This is a genomic window from Pedobacter sp. R20-19, from assembly GCF_000708265.2.
Lineage (GTDB): Bacteria > Bacteroidota > Bacteroidia > Sphingobacteriales > Sphingobacteriaceae > Pedobacter.
In genome coordinates, this window is sequence record NZ_JCKI01000006.1 from 246,815 (window position 1) to 266,460 (window position 19,646).

Annotated in this window: 18 protein-coding genes; 16 read left to right on the top strand and 2 right to left on the bottom strand. The window is 36.9% G+C overall.

All coding sequences use genetic code 11. The features are described 5' to 3' along the window. The first annotated feature begins 134 nt into the window (after positions 1–134). From AN34_RS15075 to rlmF, 5 genes are all read left to right on the top strand, one after another. Entirely contained in the window at positions 135–1,904 is a 1,770-nt protein-coding gene (locus AN34_RS15075; protein WP_029286783.1) for an ABC transporter ATP-binding protein, read from the top strand. A 52-nt stretch (positions 1,905–1,956) separates the two neighbouring features. Beyond that, the gene (locus AN34_RS15080) at positions 1,957–2,982 is read left to right on the top strand and encodes an isoaspartyl peptidase/L-asparaginase family protein (protein WP_029286785.1); all 1,026 of its coding nucleotides are present in this window, start codon (positions 1,957–1,959) and stop codon (positions 2,980–2,982) included. Beyond that, a complete protein-coding gene (locus tag AN34_RS21925; RefSeq protein ID WP_231625561.1) occupies positions 2,982–3,347 on the top strand; it encodes a hypothetical protein in 366 nt (121 codons plus the stop codon). Before AN34_RS15080 ends, AN34_RS21925 begins: the two co-directional genes overlap by 1 nt. 50 nt (positions 3,348–3,397) lie before the next feature. Continuing rightward, positions 3,398–3,814, top strand: coding sequence for a cyanophycinase (locus tag AN34_RS21930; protein ID WP_231625566.1), 417 nt, complete (start codon positions 3,398–3,400; stop codon positions 3,812–3,814). Positions 3,815–3,923: 109 nt separating this feature from the next. Further along, positions 3,924–4,889: a 23S rRNA (adenine(1618)-N(6))-methyltransferase RlmF gene (gene rlmF / locus AN34_RS15090; RefSeq protein ID WP_029286786.1), complete on the top strand. Its 966-nt coding sequence runs from the start codon at positions 3,924–3,926 to the stop codon at positions 4,887–4,889. An 88-nt stretch (positions 4,890–4,977) separates the two neighbouring features. On the opposite strand, the gene AN34_RS15095 is transcribed toward rlmF, so the two are convergent. Then, entirely contained in the window at positions 4,978–5,400 is a 423-nt protein-coding gene (locus AN34_RS15095; RefSeq protein ID WP_029286787.1) for a cupin domain-containing protein, read from the bottom strand. Between the two features lie 219 nt (positions 5,401–5,619). On the opposite strand from AN34_RS15095, the gene sucD reads away from it, so the two are divergent. The 9 genes from sucD to fabG all read left to right on the top strand — a co-directional run bounded on the left by sucD (position 5,620) and on the right by fabG (position 15,905). Next, positions 5,620–6,492 (top strand): succinate--CoA ligase subunit alpha, encoded by an 873-nt coding sequence (gene sucD, locus AN34_RS15100; RefSeq protein WP_029286789.1) that lies wholly within the window; start codon positions 5,620–5,622, stop codon positions 6,490–6,492. 613 nt (positions 6,493–7,105) lie between these two features. Beyond that, positions 7,106–7,609 carry a methionine-R-sulfoxide reductase gene (locus AN34_RS15110; protein ID WP_029286791.1) on the top strand — a complete coding sequence of 168 codons (504 nt, stop codon included), beginning with the start codon at positions 7,106–7,108 and terminating at the stop codon, positions 7,607–7,609. Positions 7,610–7,753: 144 nt separating this feature from the next. Then, positions 7,754–8,134: a septal ring lytic transglycosylase RlpA family protein gene (locus AN34_RS15115; protein WP_029286792.1), complete on the top strand. Its 381-nt coding sequence runs from the start codon at positions 7,754–7,756 to the stop codon at positions 8,132–8,134. A gap of 454 nt (positions 8,135–8,588) precedes the next feature. Continuing rightward, entirely contained in the window at positions 8,589–9,560 is a 972-nt protein-coding gene (locus AN34_RS15120; RefSeq protein ID WP_029286793.1) for a ribonucleoside-diphosphate reductase small subunit, read from the top strand. Between the two features lie 192 nt (positions 9,561–9,752). Beyond that, positions 9,753–12,137 (top strand): ribonucleoside-diphosphate reductase subunit alpha, encoded by a 2,385-nt coding sequence (locus AN34_RS15125; protein ID WP_029286795.1) that lies wholly within the window; start codon positions 9,753–9,755, stop codon positions 12,135–12,137. A gap of 308 nt (positions 12,138–12,445) precedes the next feature. Further along, positions 12,446–12,664 carry a cysteine-rich CWC family protein gene (locus AN34_RS21450; protein WP_082468431.1) on the top strand — a complete coding sequence of 73 codons (219 nt, stop codon included), beginning with the start codon at positions 12,446–12,448 and terminating at the stop codon, positions 12,662–12,664. Positions 12,665–12,911: 247 nt separating this feature from the next. Then, positions 12,912–13,787 carry a carbon-nitrogen hydrolase gene (locus tag AN34_RS15130; protein WP_029286796.1) on the top strand — a complete coding sequence of 292 codons (876 nt, stop codon included), beginning with the start codon at positions 12,912–12,914 and terminating at the stop codon, positions 13,785–13,787. A 184-nt stretch (positions 13,788–13,971) separates the two neighbouring features. Next, a complete protein-coding gene (locus tag AN34_RS15135) occupies positions 13,972–15,048 on the top strand; it encodes an agmatine/peptidylarginine deiminase (RefSeq protein ID WP_051666657.1) in 1,077 nt (358 codons plus the stop codon). Between the two features lie 113 nt (positions 15,049–15,161). Next, entirely contained in the window at positions 15,162–15,905 is a 744-nt protein-coding gene (gene fabG / locus AN34_RS15140; protein ID WP_029286799.1) for a 3-oxoacyl-[acyl-carrier-protein] reductase, read from the top strand. A 63-nt stretch (positions 15,906–15,968) separates the two neighbouring features. Here the strand turns inward: fabG and AN34_RS15145 are convergent, their stop codons facing one another. Continuing rightward, a complete protein-coding gene (locus tag AN34_RS15145) occupies positions 15,969–16,661 on the bottom strand; it encodes a murein L,D-transpeptidase family protein (RefSeq protein ID WP_231625562.1) in 693 nt (230 codons plus the stop codon). 250 nt (positions 16,662–16,911) lie between these two features. Here AN34_RS15145 and AN34_RS15150 point away from each other — a divergent pair, with 250 nt between their 5' ends. Then, a complete protein-coding gene (locus AN34_RS15150; RefSeq protein ID WP_029286802.1) occupies positions 16,912–18,996 on the top strand; it encodes a hypothetical protein in 2,085 nt (694 codons plus the stop codon). Then, positions 18,983–19,603, top strand: a complete 621-nt coding sequence (locus AN34_RS15155) for a trimeric intracellular cation channel family protein (RefSeq protein WP_029286803.1) — start codon at positions 18,983–18,985, stop codon at positions 19,601–19,603. Before AN34_RS15150 ends, AN34_RS15155 begins: the two co-directional genes overlap by 14 nt. The last annotated feature ends 43 nt before the right edge of the window (positions 19,604–19,646 follow it).

A 19,646-nucleotide genomic window follows, 5' to 3' on the forward strand; every position in this document is an offset into this window, starting at 1 on the left:
AGTATAGAATGGTTGAATTAAAGAATTATAGAGTGATTGAATTATAGAATGGCAAAACTCACTCATTCAAAATTATTTAAGTATAGAATGATTGAATTATCGAATGGTCACTCATTCATTCAAAATTTAAAAAGATGGCAGTAACAGGCGAAGTATATAACACAGGATTGCTTAAACGTATTTTTCAATATGTAAAGCCTTATCGTGCTGTTTTTATTTGGTCGGTAATATTAACCATTTTATTAGCGGTAATTTCACCAGTCCGGCCTTTTTTAATTAAATATACACTTGATCATTACATTTTAGCGGGCAAATATGCTGGCCTGGTAAACATGACCATGTTGATGGTTTTTATGCTGATTCTACAAACGCTAATTCAATATAATCATACACTTTTAACGAATACCCTTGGTCAGTCCGTAATACGTGATTTAAGGATTAATGTCTTTAATCACATTACCAAACTTCGGCTTAAATTCTTCGATCAAACACCCATCGGACAATTAATTACCAGAACAGTATCCGATTTAGAAACTATTGCCGATATATTCTCCGAAGGATTGATTTCTATGATTGGCGATTCACTGCAGGTGGTTGTGATTGTGGGCGTGATGCTATATACAGATTGGGAATTAAGCATTGTAGTGCTTCTTCCTATACCACTTCTGATCATGGCGACCAGGAAATTTCAAAAAGCCATCAAGATTGCATTTCAGGAAATTAGAAATGAAGTTTCCAATCTAAATACCTTCTTACAGGAACATATTACTGGCGTTTCCATCGTACAGTATTTTGCCAGAGAAAGGCAGGAGTATAAAAAGTTTTACGCCATTAATAAACGCTATCGCGACGCGAATATTCGCTCCAACTGGTATTATTCTATTTTTTTTCCAGTAGTGGAATTAATTTCGGCGATGTCTTTAGGATTGTTAATCTGGTATGGTGCAAAGAGTATTTTGGCTAAGCCATTGGATGTAACCCCAGGAACAATTACCCAATTTATTATGTATCTGGGGATGGTTTTTACCCCAATTCGTCAACTGGCCGATAAATTTAATACCCTTCAAATGGGGATGGTGGGTGCAGAACGTGTATTTAAGGTGTTGGATACCAAAGACACTACGCCAAACGACGGACATCAGAAACCTAAAGCATTAGCAGGTAATATCGAATTTAAAAACGTTTGGCTCGCTTACAACGAAGATCAATATGTTTTGAAAGATTTAACTTTTGAAGTGAAAGCCGGCGAAACGGTAGCGCTTGTAGGGGCTACAGGAGCAGGGAAATCATCAACAATAAATATTCTAAACCGCTTTTATGAAATAGCAAAGGGAAAGATTACTGTAGATGGGATAGATATAAACGATTTTGATATAGATTACCTGAGAAGTCACATTGCTACGGTGCTGCAAGATGTTTTCTTATTTTCTGATACGATTTTAAATAACATTACACTTAACAATTCTAATATCACTATTGAAGAGGTTGTTGATGCTGCAAAAAAGATTGGTGCAAATGAATTTATTGAGCGGTTACCAGGTGGCTATCAATATAATGTGATGGAAAGGGGAGCAACACTTTCTGCCGGACAGGCACAGTTAATCTCATTTATTCGTGCTTTGGTGCATAATCCTGCCATTCTGGTTCTGGATGAAGCCACCTCATCAGTGGATACTGAAACAGAATTGTTGATTCAAAAAGCCATCGATAATTTAATGGAAGGCAGAACTTCAATTGTGATTGCTCACCGTTTATCTACCATTCAAAAGGCCAATCAGATTATTGTATTAGACAAGGGCGAAATCAAAGAAAAAGGTACTCATCAGGAACTATTGAAATTGGATGGTTACTACAAAAAACTTTATGACCTGCAGTTTTCTTCAAAAGGGATCGCCAAGGTTTAATATGACCTTGTTTGGATAGAATTTCTTAATTTAACCTTTTTAAATCTGAAAAATGAAAATATCTAAATTATTTGCCATTATCCTGATCTCATTATTTACTTTAAATGTTGCCGCACAGCAGAAAAAATATGTAATGGTGATTCATGGCGGCGCCGGAACTATTCTAAAAAAGAACATGACGCCTGAGAAAGAGGCCGATTATATTGCTGTTTTAACTAAAGCTTTGCAGGCTGGTTATGCGCAAATAAAAAACGGTAAAACAAGTCTTGATGCTGTGGAAGCAACGATTCATGTGCTGGAGGATGATCCACATTTTAATGCCGGGAAAGGGGCTGTTTTTACGCATGATGGTAAAAATGAACTGGATGCTGCCATTATGGATGGAAAAACTTTAATGGCAGGCGCCGTTGCAGGCGTTACTACTGTCAAAAACCCAATTTCAGCAGCAAGAGCAGTAATGGAAAAATCGGAGCATGTAATGATGGTTGGTGCTGGTGCAGATCAGTTTGCGAAAGAAGCAGGGCTTGAAATTGTAGATCCAAAATACTTTTGGACGAAAGAACGATGGGATGGTTTGCAGCAAGCTATTAAAGAAGATTCTACCAAGGCTGTGTTGGATCATGGTAGTAAAAAGTCTGATCTATTGGGGACTAAAAACCACGATTATAAATTTGGTACCGTAGGTTGTGTTGCTTTAGATCAGGCCGGTAATCTGGCTGCCGGAACTTCAACAGGAGGGATGACGAATAAGAAATATGGTCGCGTGGGCGATGCGCCTATTATTGGTGCAGGTACCTATTGCAATAATGAAACTGCAGGTATCTCTTGTACAGGCTGGGGTGAGTTTTATATCCGTAATGTGGTGGCAAAAACCATTTCGGATTTAATGGAATACAAAGGTTTATCAGTTGTTGAAGCATCAAAAATTGCTTTAGATAAAGTAGGGAAAATGGGCGGCGATGGTGGTTTGATTGCCATGGATAGAAAAGGGAATATTACCATGCCGTTTAATACAGAAGGAATGTACAGAGGCGCCATTACTGCTGATGGTAAAATTGAAGTGAGCATTTATAAATAATGAAAAAGCTGTTTTTATTGCTGGCAATGGCTGGTTTTTCCATAGTTGTACATGCCCAAAACAAAGGTAATTTGTTCATTATCGGTGGTGGAAATCGTTCTGATGATTTGATGAAACAAATGTTGAATACTTCTGATTTAAAAGCAAAGGATTATATTATCGTTTTGCCTATGGCGAGTGAAATCCCGGATTCTGGCTATAAAACACTTTCTCTGCAACTGAAAAAGCTGGATCAGCACCCGATCAGGAACTTTAATTTTAACAAGCACGATGTAAATGATAAAAGTTGGATTGATTCACTTGCAGGAGCGAAGCTGATCTATATTTTAGGTGGCGATCAAAGCCGGTTTATGAAGTCGTTTTAAATACGCCCATTTATACCGCCATACACAAAGCCTATAAAAATGGTTCCACTATTGCTGGTACAAGCGCCGGAGCGGCTGTAATGAGTAAATATATGATTACTGGCAAACAGCTTTTAGATACAGTTTACAAAGAAACTTTCAATAAACTTTGGGATCACAATATCGAATTTCCAGAAGGACTGGGCTTGTTACAGAATACCATTATTGATCAGCATTTCTTAAAACGGAATCGATATAACCGATTAATTTCTGCCCTGGCTGCACATCCTGATTTGGTTTGTGTTGGCATTGATGAAGGTACAGCAATTATTGTTCATGGCCATCAGGCAACTGTAGCTGGAGAAAGTCAGGTGATTCGTTTGGCAAATCTAAAAGCACTTCATCATACAGATAAAGGTTTGTTGAAATTTGATCAGGCAGCGTTTGGTATTTTCACTGCGGGAGACTTAATCGATATTAAGCCATAACATAGGATTTAATAATGCGTTGGCTTTTATGTAAAAGAAAACTCCAAGTAATTAAGCTATCTTTGCAGCAGAAACATGCACACAGCTTGTTTAATTAAACCAGATCACATTGGCTCAAGAAGAACAAAATAACCGCAAAGAAAAAAGCGAGTTACATCCACGCAACAAACACCGTTCGCGTTACAATTTCAAACAACTTATCTCTACTTCAAAAGAATTAAAGCGTTTCGTTTTCAAAAATGAACATAACGATGATTCGATTGATTTTGCTGACCAAAATGCGGTAAAAGCATTAAACAGGGCATTACTGAAATATTTTTACAATATCTCTCAATGGGATATTCCTCAGGATTTTCTTTGTCCGCCTATTCCAGGCAGGGCAGATTATATCCATTACGTTGCAGATCTTTTAGGTTCTAGCGCTAAAGGAAAAATTCCGAAAGGAAATAAGCTAAACGTGCTCGATATTGGTGTAGGTGCCAATTGTATTTATCCAATTGTTGGTCATCAGGAGTATGGCTGGAACTTTGTTGGTTCAGAGATTGATCCGCTGTCTGTAGATTCGGCCAAGCGTATTGTGGAGGCCAATAAGGAATTGCAGGGTAAAATTGAAATCCGTCAGCAATCATCAAAAATGGGTATTTTCAGAGGCATTGTGGGTGCTAAAGAACGTTTCGATGCTGTGGTTTGTAATCCACCATTTCATTCTTCCTTAAAAGAAGCAGAACAGGGTACACGACAGAAATGGCGTAATTTGGGTGGAACAGAAAAAGAAGTAAAACATGTTTTAAATTTTGGAGGTAACAAAGCTGAGCTTTGGTGCCCAGGTGGTGAACGTGCATTTGTAGAGCAAATGATTGTTCAGAGTGCACAAATTAAAAACCAGGTATTGTGGTTTACTTCTTTAGTGTCTAAAAGTGCAAACTTAAAAAGTATTTATAGTGCTTTGGTAAAAGCAGATGCTTTTGAGGTACGTACCGTTCAGATGAGCCAGGGACAAAAAATAAGTCGTTTTGTGGCCTGGACTTTCCAAGATGGTGAAGCGCAGGCTGAATGGGCAAAAGGATGGAAATAAGTCTTAAGTCCGGAGTCGTAAGTCTTTAGTGGATTAGCGATTTTTTCAAAATAAAACAAAGCCGGATTAATTTTTTTAGTCTGGCTTTTTATTTCCTTTCATAAATGATCAAAATCACCAAATCATTATCTTTATTTGGAGCAATACCATGTGAACTTCCGGGGCGGGTTAAAATGGCATCACCAGGTTTTACAGGGAAACTTTTTCCATTCATCTGCATATTGCCATTTCCGCTGATGACATAATAAATCTCATCTTCTTTTTGCAAATGGTATCCTATGGAGGAACCGGGCTTTAATATTCTTTTTTTAAAAGTTGTTTTAAGATTTCCAGCATCGTTGAAAAAATTAAAGCCTATGGTTTCACCACCTCCCTGATGTGTTCCAGGTTCTTTTTTAGCAACATTTGTATCATTTTGTAATATATACCTGGCAGTGTCATTAGTTTGTGCCTTAGCACCATAAGCCAGTATGATCCATAAAATGAGCATGAGATATGTTCCGTTTTTCATTATATGAATATCTGTTTTAAAACTTGTTAATTAAAATTTTATTAAAACCATAAGGTTTTTAAAACCCCATAGTTTTGAAAAAGATTAAGATGTAAAGAAGAACTGTGCCTGCGATAAATGAATTACTTACCTTTTCCAGAAAAAAATGGGCTAAATAATCTATTTTTAGGCTTGACTTTCCAGTCAATAATATTAGCTTTGCACAAAAAAAATAGATACATGAGCGTTTTAGTAAATAAAGATTCTAAGGTTATCGTTCAGGGTTTTACCGGAAACGAAGGAACTTACCATGCAGAGCAGATGCTGGCGTATGGTACAAACGTAGTTGGTGGTGTAACGCCTGGCAAAGGTGGGCAATTACATTTAGAAAAGCCTGTTTTTAATACGGTTAAAGATGCTGTTGATCAAACAGGAGCAAATGTATCTATCATTTTCGTGCCACCTGCTTTTGCCGCTGATGCCATTATGGAAGCTGCAGAAGGTGGTATTAAAGTTATTGTTTGTATTACTGAAGGTATCCCAACTAAGGATATGATTCAGGTTAAAGAATATATTTCAGACCGTGATGTAACTTTGATTGGCCCTAACTGCCCAGGTATTATCACTGCTGATGAAGCTAAAATTGGTATTATGCCAGGTTTTATCTTCAAGAAAGGTAATGTAGGTGTGGTTTCTAAATCAGGAACTTTAACTTATGAAGCAGTAGATCAAGTGGTTAAAGCTGGTTTAGGTATTACTACAGCGATTGGTATTGGTGGTGACCCAATTATCGGAACACCAACAGTAGAAGCAGTTAAATTATTAATGAACGATCCTGAAACACATGGTATCATCATGATTGGTGAGATTGGTGGTGGAATGGAAGCTGAAGCTGCCCGTTGGATTAAAGAACATGGTACTAAACCAGTTGTAGGTTTCATCGCTGGTCAAACTGCGCCTCCTGGACGTAGAATGGGTCACGCAGGTGCAATTGTTGGTGGTGCTGATGATACTGCAGCAGCTAAAATGAAAATTATGGCTGAATGTGGTATCCGTGTGGTAGAAAGTCCTGCTGAAATCGGTGCTGCAATGGCAGAAGAATTAGCAAAATAAGATTTAAGAATCTCATTATAGGAAAGCGTTTCGATTAGGTTCGAGGCGCTTTTTTTTTGCCTCACCCTATTAAAGTTTGTGATGGGGCCAGCTTTGTGCTGTCCCTCTCCTGAAAGAGAGGGATTTGGGGTTCGGTGGGTGGAAGCATGATGTATATAGGCCCCACCCTGTCGAAGGTTATGATCCGGCTTGCTTTGTGCTTTCCCTATTATGAAATAGAGAGGGGGGGGGTGGTGGGTGGAAGCATGATGTATATAGGCCTCACCCTATTAAAGTTTGTGATTGGGCCAGCTTTGAGTATAACCCAACTGATTACTTATTGATAAACCTTAGTATGGGGGTGATTTTATCCTTAAAGACCGCTTTATAATAACATAATGTTTTTATTTGCATTAGGTTCAAACCACTACCTTCTATTTCCCTCTCCAGTAGAGGGATGTGCAGAAAAAGAACATACTGCCTAAACTTTGTCAGGGAGAGGTGTATGTATCCAAAACTCAAAACTCCCAGCCAACTAACTCCAAACCAAAATACATTTATCATTATTCTGTAAATAGAAAATGATTCTTTTAAACCAGCAAACCAAATCAAAATCAATAGCGTATATTGATACATGAACACGATGTTAAATAAACTATTTTTGATCTCTGCTGTTGTTTTAACAACGAGTCTTTCTGCCTGTGCACAAAAGCAGGAAAAGAAAGAAGAAAAGCGAACACAGCAATCAGAAAATATCATACCGAAAAAGAAAATGAACTGGAATCCATTAACCCCCGAAGAAGAAAGAGTAATTGTTAATAAAGGAACGGAATATCCTGGTACAGGTAAATATGAACATACTACCGAAAAGGGTACTTATACTTGCAAACGTTGTAATGCAGCGTTATATAGATCAGAAAGTAAATTTGATGCGCATTGTGGATGGCCTGCATTTGATGATGAAATAAAAGGTGCCGTTAAGCGTATTCCTGATGCTGACGGATCACGTACAGAAATAGTTTGCGCCAACTGCGGAGCGCATTTAGGTCACGTATTTTTAGGTGAAGGATTTACCAATAAAGACACACGTCATTGTGTAAATTCAATCTCTATGAACTTCGTGCCGGATAAAAAATAAGGTGGGTATAGTTGGGTTAGGTTTAGGCGTATAGCGATAAGTTATACGCCTTTTTTGATGCTCAAAATTTGGCTGTTTTTCCACAAATTGTTGATTATAAACTAAATGCTTATATTTGCACGCTCGACAAAGAAAATTTAGCCTATGAAGTATCTGCTGTTATTAAGTTTTTGTTTCCTGTTTTTAAAAGGTAAAGCACAAAATTCTGGTTCATCAAATGAGCCTGATAGTATCAAAAAAACAGTTCTGGCAACTTACTACCACAGAAAATTTGAAGGCCGCCGAACCACCAGCGGGGTAAAATACAGGGCAAAAAAATTAACTGCCGCACACCGCACTTTACCAATGGGAACCTTAATTACAGTGACCAATCCTGACAACGGAAAATCAGTTGTGGTGAAGGTTAATGACCGGGGTCCGTTTTCTAAAAAACTAGCTATAGATTTATCTGAAAGTGCTGCAAAGCAGATCGGCATATTCCGCCAGGGAATAGCCAAAGTTAACCTCAGTTATACCTTAGAATAATATTCCTTTTAGCTCTATTTTGTAAAGGTTATATGCCTTAAATTTAAGTTATTAACACTTATTTTTGTTTGCTAGCCCCTTGAAACTAAACAATTAGCTTTTTTTTCGCCTGAAAATGATATTTAGCTGATGCGTTTATTCACCTAAATGCCAATGGTGTTAACAACTTTGATTCAAAAAACAAGCCCTCTGTATCTATATTTGTTTCAACAAAGTTCTTCAACTTCTTGCACTTGAAAACAAATATAAAAGCTTAATTTTTAGTGATTTATAAGCATTCTCTCTGATTGCCAATTTAAATTTACAGTGCTAAAAATGCGGTTGTTTGCCAAGAGGCGAGGGTTAGCACTTTCACGACAGCGTTTTGATCAAGATAGCACAATCATCATATAAAATTGGTGGATGCATGTCTTTGTCGGCTCTGATTAGAAATAAGTAAAATAAAGTATCAGTTATGGAACAGGAATTATTACTACAAGAAAACAAAGATAGGTTTGTGCTTTTGCCGATAAAATATCCGGCGATTTGGGAAATGTATAAAAAAACCGAAGCCAGTTTTTGGACAGCAGAAGAGATTGATCTTTCTGATGACCAGAAACACTGGGATAATTTAAATGATGGAGAACGACATTTTATCTCCCATATCCTTGCCTTCTTTTCTGCTAGTGATGGTATTGTAAATGAAAATTTAGCTGTAAACTTCATGAGCGAGGTTCAACTGCCTGAAGCCCGTTGTTTTTATGGCTTTCAGATCATGATGGAAAACATTCATGCTGAAACCTATGCTTTGTTAATTGACACTTATATTAAAGATCCGGAAGAAAAAGACCGTTTGTTTCATGCTATTGATACCGTGCCTGCGGTAAAAAGAAAAGCTGAATGGGCACTTCGCTGGATTGAAAACGGAACTTTTGCAGAACGTTTGGTGGCATTTGCTGCGGTTGAGGGTATTTTCTTCAGCGGAAGTTTCTGCTCTATTTTCTGGTTAAAGAAACGTGGCTTAATGCCTGGTTTAACCTTCAGTAATGAGTTAATTTCAAGAGATGAAGGTTCTCACTGTGAATTTGCCTGCTTACTATACAGTATGCTAAGCAATAAGTTGAGTGAAGAAGCCGTTCATGGCATTATTAAAGATGCTGTAGAAATAGAAAAAGAATTCATTACAGATGCATTACCAGTAGCTTTAATTGGTATGAATGCTAAATTAATGAGTCAGTACATTGAGTTTGTGGCCGACAGATGGTTGCAGGAACTTGGTTACAAGAAGATTTACAATGCAACTAACCCATTCGATTTCATGGAAATGATTTCACTACAGGGAAAAACTAACTTCTTCGAAAAACGTGTTGGAGATTATCAAAAAAGTGGTGTATTAACTTCTGCCGATAATAATAAACAAGCGTTTTCTTTAGATGAAGACTTTTAATAAAGCTTAAAGCAAAAAGATTAAAGCTGAAAGCTTGTCCTCTTAATGCTATATAAAATATACACAAACTATAAATGCGAAGGGTTAAGTCTTGATACTTGATACTCGCCACTTGATAAAGAATTAAAAACATGCCTTTAAAAACCCTCCCTCTGGTGAGGGTTGGGAGGGGCTTAAAAAATCTCATCACCTATGTTCGTACTAAAAAGAGATGGCCGCAAAGAGCCCGTGCAATTCGACAAAATCACAGCTCGTATTCAAAAGTTGTGCTACAGTTTAAATTCAGATCTTGTAGATCCAATTGATGTTGCTAAAAAGGTAATCGAAGGTTTATATGATGGTGTTACCACATCAGAGTTGGATAACCTTGCTGCAGAAACAGCTGCATCCTTAACCACGAAACACCCTGATTATGCCTTATTAGCATCGCGTATTGCGGTTTCTAACTTGCATAAAAACACTACCAAATCGTTTTCGGGTACAATGAAAATGTTGTACGAATATTTCGACCCTAAAGCACAGAAAGCAGCACCATTAATTGCAGATGATGTTTTTGAAATTATCGAAAAAAACAAGGATATCTTAGATAGTTCTATCATTTACGATCGTGATTTTGGTTTTGACTATTTTGGTTTCAAAACTTTAGAAAAATCATACCTTTTAAAAGTAAACGGTCAGATTGTAGAACGCCCGCAACATTTATTTATGCGTGTTTCGGTGGGTATTCACAAAGAGGATATTGAGAGTGCCATTAAAACGTATAACCTAATGAGTGAGCGTTGGTTTACACATGCTACGCCAACATTATTTAATGCCGCTACTCCAAAACCTCAAATGTCATCATGTTTCTTGCTTACTATGCAGGATGATAGCATTGAAGGAATTTACGATACTTTAAAACAAACTGCTAAAATTTCTCAAAGCGCCGGTGGTATTGGGCTAAGTATTCATAACATCCGTGCAACAGGATCTTATATCGGTGGTACAAATGGTACAAGTAATGGTATTATTCCAATGCTACGTGTATTTAATGATACTGCCCGTTACGTAGATCAGGGTGGAGGTAAACGTAAAGGTGCCTTCGCTATTTACCTGGAGCCTTGGCATGCTGATGTTTTCGAATTTTTAGATCTGCGTAAAAACCACGGTAAAGAAGAAATGCGTGCCCGTGATTTATTTTATGCCCTTTGGATAAACGATTTGTTTATGCAACGTGTTAAAGATAATGGAGACTGGACATTATTCTGCCCGCATGAAGCACCAGGTTTAGCTGATTGCTTTGGTAAAGAATTCGAAACTTTGTATGCAAAGTACGAAGCTGAAGGCCGCGGTAGAAGAACCATTAAAGCACAGGAACTTTGGTTTGCTATTTTAGATTCGCAAATTGAAACCGGTACGCCATATATGTTGTTTAAAGACGCTGCAAACAGCAAATCTAACCAGCAGAATTTAGGAACCATTAAAAGTTCTAATCTGTGTACAGAGATTATCGAATACACATCAAAAGATGAAGTTGCCGTTTGTAACTTAGCTTCTTTAGCATTGCCCCGTTTTGTAATCAATGGCCAGTTTGACCATGATAAATTATATGAAGTAACTTATCAGGCTACTTTAAACCTGAATAAAATTATTGATCATAATTATTATCCTGTTCAGGAAGCTGAAAACTCTAACATGCGTCACCGTCCGGTTGGTTTGGGTGTACAAGGTTTAGCTGATGCATTTATCTTATTGCGTTTACCTTTCGAAAGTGATGAAGCAAAACGTTTAAATAAAGATATTTTCGAAACGATTTATTTCGCATCAATGACAGCCTCTCATGATTTGGCTGTAGAAAATGGTCCATATCAAACCTTTGCAGGATCTCCTTTATCAAAAGGTCAGTTTCAGTTTGATTTATGGAACGTAACACCAGATAGTGGTCGTTGGAATTGGGAAACCTTACGTAGTAAAGTAGTGAAAGATGGTGTTTACAACTCTTTATTGGTTGCACCAATGCCAACTGCGTCTACCTCTCAAATTCTAGGTAACAACGAATGTTTCGAACCCTATACTTCAAATATCTATACCCGTCGTGTATTAAGTGGAGAATTTGTAGTGGTGAATAAACACTTATTGAAAGACTTAGTTGCTTTAGGTTTATGGAACAACGATATGAAAAATCAAATCATATTGGCTAACGGTTCAATTCAAGGCATTGCATCTATCCCTGATTACATTAAAGAATTGTATAAAACGGTTTGGGAAATTAAGATGCGTAACATCATTGATATGGCTGCCGATCGTGGTGCATATATCTGTCAATCACAATCACTAAACTTGTTTGTAAATGCGCCAAATACTTCAAAATTAACTTCAATGCACTTCTATGCATGGGAGAAAGGATTGAAAACTGGTATGTATTACCTACGTACACAAGCTGCTAACCAGGCGGTTCAGTTTACAGTAGAAAATCAAGGTGGTAAAGCAATTGAAGCGGTTATTCCTGCTCAAATGTCAGCAGATCAGGTTGCAGAAGAAATTGTAGACGGACCAGTTTGTTCAATGGAAGAAGGTTGTATCAGCTGTTCAGGTTAAGCTAAGAGACGAAAGCTGAAAGATTAAAGCGAAAAACTTACCGTCTTGCCGTCATTGCTAGGCTGGATTTGAGCGGGCTGAAGCAATCTTAAAGCGGTCGTCGTGCTGAATTTATTTTAGCATCTCATTAAAGAGACCCTGAAACAAGTTCCGGGTGAAGAATCTAATCATATCGTAAGGTTTTGGGCAAATGCTCAAAACCTTATTTTTTTGTCCTTACTTTTGCTTTTTAGTTCAATAGTTCATTAGCCATTGGTACATTAGTTTTTAATGCGCCAAGTACCAATGAACTAATGACCAATAAACCAATGAACACTACTAAACATAGCAAACACGAGATTATTCCCTGCGAAAGATGCGGAACGGCTATTGAATGCAAGGCAAATTCGTACACAAAATGCCAATGCAGTGTGGTTCAATTGAGCATCAACGAAGTTCAATATATCTCAGAATTGTACGATGGTTGTTTGTGTGCTAAATGCCTTTTCGAATTACAACAAGAGTATAGGGAAGAAATTGGCGTATAATTTAACTTACCAAGTTTAGCTGGCTTGTGCGATGGGAAACTTCGCCAGTTTAAATGTGCTAAATTATTTAAAAATCTTCCGGGCTTATCCTATTCTTTTCCAGAAAACATTTAAGCAAATATGCCGTTCTACTTTTAAACAAAATATTAACTTTGACGGAAATTTGAATGAATGAATTTTGAATGAGTGAATGAGGCATAAGCTAGACATTCTATTATTCTATCATTCACTAACTCATTTACATAAGATGAAGAAAGTAAACGTTGGCCTGGTACAGATGAGTTGTACTCAGGATAAGCAAGAAAATTTAAATAAAGCAATTGCTAAAGTAAGAGAGGCTGCCGCAAAAGGTGCACAGATTGTATGTTTGCAAGAACTCTTTACCTCATTGTATTTCTGCGATGTAGAAGATTATGATAATTTTGATTTAGCTGAAGCTATTCCTGGGCCATCAACAGATGCTTTACAAGTGGTAGCGAAAGAGTTGGGCGTGGTTATTATCGCATCTTTATTTGAAAAACGTGCTGAAGGTTTATACCATAACACTACTGCAGTTTTAGACGCTGATGGATCGTATTTAGGTAAATATCGTAAAATGCATATTCCTGATGATCCGGCGTTTTATGAAAAATTCTATTTTACACCGGGTGATTTAGGTTACAAAGTTTTTGAAACAAAATTCGCAAAGATTGGTATTCTGATTTGCTGGGATCAATGGTATCCTGAAGCATCACGTATAACGGCCTTAATGGGTGCAGATATTATGTTTTATCCTACTGCCATTGGCTGGGCAACTGATCAGGATGAAGAAACCAATCAAGACCAGTATAATGCATGGCAAACCATTCAGCGTTCACACTCAGTAGCCAATGGCGTACCAGTAGTGAGTGTTAATCGGGTAGGTTTTGAACAAGATGGTGCCATGAAGTTCTGGGGTGGCAGTTTCGCTACAAATGCTCAGGGAAAATTACTTTATCTGGCATCTCACGATCAGGAAGAAACAGAAGTGGTAGAATTAGACCTGGATCAAAGTGATTTCATGCGTAAACACTGGCCATTTCTAAGAGATAGGAGGATTGATTCTTATCAACCGATTACTAAAAGGTATATTGATGGAGATTAATCTGAAAGGTTAAAAACGAAACCTATAAAAAAAAAGGTCTCATGCCCAGAGATAATTAATTCCCTAAATTAATAAGGCACTCGTCCTTGCGAGGTACAAAGCAATCTCATTCGATAAATAGAATAGATTGTTTCGTGGCCTCGCAATGAAGAAGAATAACAACGCGAGAATAACACCAAACGAAATGTCAAATTTTCCTCCAAGAAAAGAATTAAATATCAATCAATTTGATTATTCACCAAAACAACAGGGTTATTCATTCCCTGCTGAGTGGGCAAAGCATGAAGCAACCTGGTTAAGCTGGCCGCACAAAGAGGCAAGCTGGCCAGGCAAAATTGAAACGATTTATAAACCATATTGTCAATTTATAAAAGCCGTTGCTGAAGGGGAGACAGTGCGTATTAATGTTCGGGATGAAGAGATGAAAGCATTTGCAACGGCTGAATTAATAAAAGTTGATGCAGATTTAAGTCAGATTGAATTTTATTTTAATGAAACCAATGATGCATGGTGCCGCGATCATGGGCCAGCATTTTTGCTTAAAGAAAATGAAAAGGCAGTAGTAGATTGGGGATACAATGCATGGGGTGGAAAATATCCGCCATTTGATTTGGATGATGTAGTTCCGACTAAAATTGCCAAACATTTTAATTTGCCATTGTTTACACCTGATATCGTAATGGAAGGTGGTTCGGTAGAATTTAACGGTGCAGGAACAATTTTAACTACAACAGCTTGTTTGTTAAACGAAAATAGAAATCCATACCTAACTAAAGAAGAAATAGAAAAATACCTTCTGGAGTATTACGGACAAGAGCAAGTTTTATGGCTTGGTGATGGAATTGTAGGGGATGATACTGATGGACACATTGATGATATCACCCGCTTTGTAAATGAAGATACAGTTTTGACCGTTGTAGAAAGCAATCCGCTGGATGAAAACTATGTCTTGCTGCAGGAGAATTTGGAAGCATTAAAAATAATGAAACTGCATGACGGTCGGTCGCTTAATATTGTGGAGTTACCGATGCCATCACCGATTATCTATGATGATACCCGTTTACCTGCTTCATATGCTAACTTTTATATTGCTAATGCAGCTGTGATTGTACCAGTTTTTAATGATGTAAATGATCAGAAAGCTTTAGATATTATTCAGGGATGTTTTCCAGATCGAAAAGTGATCGGTATTAACTCAATAGATATTATTTGGGGATTGGGAAGTTTCCATTGTTTAAGTCAGCAAGAACCAACGCCCTAGCCCCCTGAAGGGGAAACACCTATTGTGTTAAACAATTCACAATTAATATTAACTTTACCACAATTAAATTTTTATACATTATATAAAAGTCCACTTTAGGGGATTTAGGGGTTATGAAATTACTAGAAGGAAAAACGGCATTAATTACAGGCGCATCTAAAGGTATTGGTCGTAAAATAGCTGAAAAATTTGCAGAGCAAGGTGCTAATGTAGCTTTTACATACTTATCATCAGTAGAAAAAGGCGAAGCATTAGAGCAAGAATTGCAAAGTTTTGGAACAAAGGTTAAAGGTTATCGCTCTGATGCATCAAAATTTGATCAGGCAGAACAATTAATTAGTGATGTTGTGGCAGAATTTGAAACGATTGATATCGTGGTAAACAATGCGGGGATTACTAAAGATGGTTTGTTAATGCGGATGAGTGAAGAAAATTGGGATGATGTGATTAACATCAACTTAAAATCTATTTTCAATGTAACTAAAGCAGCATCTAAAGTTATGATGAAAGCACGTAAAGGTGTTTTTATCAATATGAGTTCAGTTGTTGGTGTTACAGGTAATGCAGGTCAAGCCAATTACGCGGCGTCTAAAGCAGGTATTATTGGTTTCACAAAATCTGTTGCTAAAGAGTTGGGTTCGAGAAATATTCGTGCTAACGTTGTGGCTCCGGGTTTCATTCGTACGGAAATGACCGAGGTTTTAGATCCAGCAGTTGTTGCAGGTTGGGAAAAAGATATTCCATTAAAACGTGCTGGTGAAACGGAAGATATAGCTAATGTTTGCGTGTTCCTGGCATCAGATATGAGCGCTTATGTAACGGGCCAAACATTATCGGTTTGTGGTGGAATGCTGTAATATAAGCTGAAAGCTAAAGACAAAAGTTTAAAACCTGCTAGATATAAAATACGAGCAGGTTTTTTATTTTACAAGATATTGCCCATTAAATTCCTCAACCTCTATTTGTTTTTTATTCTTCTCAAAAGCTAAATAACCAGGTTGCATTGTTTTCCAAAAACTGACTTGTACGGGAAACTGCGTGAAATATTTCTTCATATTTTCATTTGTCATTTTGAAGGGATAAATGTTAACCGGAATTTTCTCCTGTCCGGCATTGCTCGCTTCTACGGCTAAAATATAAACTTCTTTAATCTTCTCATCGGTTAATGGGATGCAACCAACAGTAACGCAATTGCCATGAATGTAAATGTCATTACCTGGCTTTCTACTATTTCCTGTTCTAAATAAGTCGACAGCATTTGGATAATTAATGCCAAGAGATAAATGATAAGTACTCATCGGATTAAAAACATTGATATAATAAAATCCTTCTGGTGTTTGTTTGTCACCTTCCATTACTTTAGGTCCTAGAATGCCAGAATGGGCACAAAAATCATAAGTTCTAAATAATGAATATTTCTGATCGGTATTGCCCTTTAGCCAAATCTCCAGTTTACCTTCAGCCTTGTAAGCATTGATGATCATAGAAAAATGATCCTTATAACCAGCTAAATTTAGCGACTGATTTAAACTTCCCCACTTTTCTTGATAGGCTTTTTCTACCCTTTCGAATTTAATTTGTGCTGCCTTGAAATTATTTTGTGCTTTGGTCATTATACTGACTGTTATTAGAAGCGTTAAACAGATTAATTTCATGATCTTTAGTTTGGTTAAAGCTAATACTTTAACTGTAAAGATCGCTAAGCAGGACTCAAAATTTGTTGATCTATATATCTGAAGATTGTGCTGAGAACGCTTTGCAATTCTTTGTTAATGCTGTATTTGAAATCATAATCTTTACGTTATTCTCGTAAATTCTTCGCTTCCTTTGCGTTTAATAACAAAATTAGCATCTTTATAAAATATGAACAGCTTTTTTGCCGGTACTTCTATTCTATATTTTCTAGGTTGTGTGGCGCTGGCTGTTCTATATGCCTGGTTGCTTTATCAAGGAGATAAAAACCTTAGTAAAAAAATGCGTTATTGCCTTGCTGTACTTAGGATTATAGGAGTAACCGCTATTGCCTGGCTTTTATTTGCACCACTCATTAAAACCCTTAATTATACTTTAGATAAACCTATAATCATCATTGGGCAAGATAATTCCCTTTCAATTGGTCAGATAAAAGCAGCTGGTTTTGATCAAAAAAGCTACGAAAAGCATTTGAAAAATTTGCAGGATAAACTTTCTGATCAATATGAAGTAAAAACCTACCACTTTTCTGATAGCGTAAAAGAGGGGCTGGATTTCAAAAATCAGGGCAAACTCACTGATGCAGCAAGTTTCTTTCAGAAAATCAAGAATGAATATGCCAACAGAAATGTTGGCGCTATTGTATTGGCTACAGATGGAATTTTTAATCACGGCGAAAATCCCTTATATCGTATTAATCAAATTAATGCACCCGTTTACACTATTGCTCTAGGCGATAGCATTCCCAAACGCGATGTATTGATCTCAAATATAAACTATAACAATATTGTTTATTTAGATGACGATTTTACCATTGAAGTTCAGGTACAGGCATTTCAGAGTGAAGGAGAAAATACGATATTAAGTGTTAGCCAAAATGGGTCAAAGATTCAACAGCTAAATGTTGCTATCAATGGAAATTCTTTTGTGAAAACGATTCCGGTTAAAATTCATGCTGGCAAAATTGGTGTACAAAAATATACTATTCAATTAGGGGTTTTATCAAATGAAATCACGACTAAAAATAATACACAAACCTTTTATGTAGAAGTGATTGATGGCCGCCAAAAAGTATTGCTCGCCGCTGTTGCACCACATCCGGATTTGGGGGTTATCAAAGAAGCAATAGCACAAAATAAGCATTATGATGCTAAACTGGGTTTGGCCGATGATCTAAATACCGTCGACCCATCAAAATTTGATTTGATCGTTTTATATCAATTACCAGATGCACAAAACATTTCGGTAAACTTCTTAGAAAAGTTAAAATCGGTTAAAAAACCCATATGGTATATTCTAGGGGCAAATAGTGGTATTAGTTCTTTTAACAAAATTCAGAATCAGGTAAATTTGAGCTCTTCTAATGGCCAGGTTCAGGAAATCTATCCTACTTTAGTAAAAGATTTTACCAGTTTTAATTTAAATGAGGCAGATAGGCAGATATTTGCAGCATTTGATCCGTTGCTTTCGCTTTTTGGGCGATTGACTGTAAATGCTAATGTTGCATCAGTTTTGAACCAGCGTATAGGGCAAATCAATACACAGCAGCCATTATGGTTCTTTACTAATGATAATGGATTAAAGGCAGGTTATTTGATGGGGGAGGGCTTATGGCGATGGAAACTTTCGGAAGCTAAGAATGAGGTCAATACATCTGGCTTAAGTGACCTTATTTCTAAGACTATTCAGTACCTCTCCGTAAAAGATGATAAGCGAAGATTTAAAGTCTTTACATCCAAGTCTGCTTATGATGAAAATGAAACCATTCAATTTAATGCTACCCTTTATAATGATAGTTATCAGGCCGTTAACGATCCGGAAGTAACTTTGCAAGTCAAAAATGAAGCTGGGAAAATCTTCAATTATACTTTTTCAAAAACAGAAAATGCCTATCAACTGGATGCCGGAACAATGCCAGCAGGTAACTATTCCTATTTATCCAGTACATCTATGGGCGGAAAACGGTTTGTGGCCTCAGGAAGTTTTTATATCAACGCCGTAATTGCAGAATATCAACAAACTACAGCAAATCACCAATTGCTTAATACAATCTCTAAACAAAGCAACGGCAAACTTTTTATGCCTGCAGATTTATTGAAGATAGCAGATGAAATTCTTAAAAATGAAAACATCAAAACTATTAGCTATGAAGATCGTAAATATGATGAACTGATTAATATGAAATGGTTGTTTGCCCTGATTTTGGCAATGTTGAGTATGGAGTGGTTCTTAAGAAAAAGAAATGGAGCGCTATAACATTTCTACCTACGAGATTATTGAAGCATTGGGTGCCATTGCTTTTGCGATATCGGGTACTTTTACAGCAATGCAACGCAAACTTGATCCATTTGGTGTGCTAATTATTGCATTTGTTACAGCAATTGGAGGCGGTACAGTAAGAGACTTATTAATTGGAGATACTCCTGTGGCTTGGATGCGGGACATGCAAACCTGTTTAATTATTTTATTTACAGCATTGGCAACCATGTTTTTTAAAACACATGTGCAAAAAATGAAAATCACGCTGTTTTTATTTGATAGTTTAGGTTTAGGATTATTTACAATTTTGGGATTAGCTAAAGGGATCGCCTTTGGTTTAAACCCTGGGATTTGTATTGCGTTAGGTACAATTACAGGCTGCTTTGGAGGGATTATCAGAGATACCTTACTTAATACCATCCCACTAGTGTTCAGACGGGAAATTTATGCTACAGCGTGTATAATGGGAGGGATGTTTTACTTCTTATTATTAGAAATAAATGTTGGAACTGTGATAGCAAAATTTTTAGCGATAGCCTTTATTTTTGTCATGCGCATTATTGCTGTAAAGTTTAAACTTTCCTTACCTAAATTTGAATATTAGGTTATAAAATAACTAGGGTTTAGGCAATGTCTTGACTACTTAT

Coding starts and splice junctions, on each gene's coding strand:
- AN34_RS15110 (WP_029286791.1), top strand. CDS start 7,106: ATGAACACGATGTTAAATAAACTATTTTTGATCTCTGCTGTTGTTTTA.
- AN34_RS15080 (WP_029286785.1), top strand. CDS start 1,957: ATGAAAATATCTAAATTATTTGCCATTATCCTGATCTCATTATTTACT.
- AN34_RS15155 (WP_029286803.1), top strand. CDS start 18,983: ATGGAGCGCTATAACATTTCTACCTACGAGATTATTGAAGCATTGGGT.
- AN34_RS15130 (WP_029286796.1), top strand. CDS start 12,912: ATGAAGAAAGTAAACGTTGGCCTGGTACAGATGAGTTGTACTCAGGAT.
- fabG (WP_029286799.1), top strand. CDS start 15,162: ATGAAATTACTAGAAGGAAAAACGGCATTAATTACAGGCGCATCTAAA.
- AN34_RS21925 (WP_231625561.1), top strand. CDS start 2,982: ATGAAAAAGCTGTTTTTATTGCTGGCAATGGCTGGTTTTTCCATAGTT.
- AN34_RS21450 (WP_082468431.1), top strand. CDS start 12,446: ATGAACACTACTAAACATAGCAAACACGAGATTATTCCCTGCGAAAGA.
- AN34_RS15135 (WP_051666657.1), top strand. CDS start 13,972: ATGTCAAATTTTCCTCCAAGAAAAGAATTAAATATCAATCAATTTGAT.
- AN34_RS15145 (WP_231625562.1), bottom strand. CDS start 16,661: ATGACCAAAGCACAAAATAATTTCAAGGCAGCACAAATTAAATTCGAA.
- AN34_RS15120 (WP_029286793.1), top strand. CDS start 8,589: ATGGAACAGGAATTATTACTACAAGAAAACAAAGATAGGTTTGTGCTT.
- AN34_RS15125 (WP_029286795.1), top strand. CDS start 9,753: ATGTTCGTACTAAAAAGAGATGGCCGCAAAGAGCCCGTGCAATTCGAC.
- AN34_RS15115 (WP_029286792.1), top strand. CDS start 7,754: ATGAAGTATCTGCTGTTATTAAGTTTTTGTTTCCTGTTTTTAAAAGGT.
- sucD (WP_029286789.1), top strand. CDS start 5,620: ATGAGCGTTTTAGTAAATAAAGATTCTAAGGTTATCGTTCAGGGTTTT.
- AN34_RS15150 (WP_029286802.1), top strand. CDS start 16,912: ATGAACAGCTTTTTTGCCGGTACTTCTATTCTATATTTTCTAGGTTGT.
- AN34_RS15095 (WP_029286787.1), bottom strand. CDS start 5,400: ATGAAAAACGGAACATATCTCATGCTCATTTTATGGATCATACTGGCT.
- AN34_RS15075 (WP_029286783.1), top strand. CDS start 135: ATGGCAGTAACAGGCGAAGTATATAACACAGGATTGCTTAAACGTATT.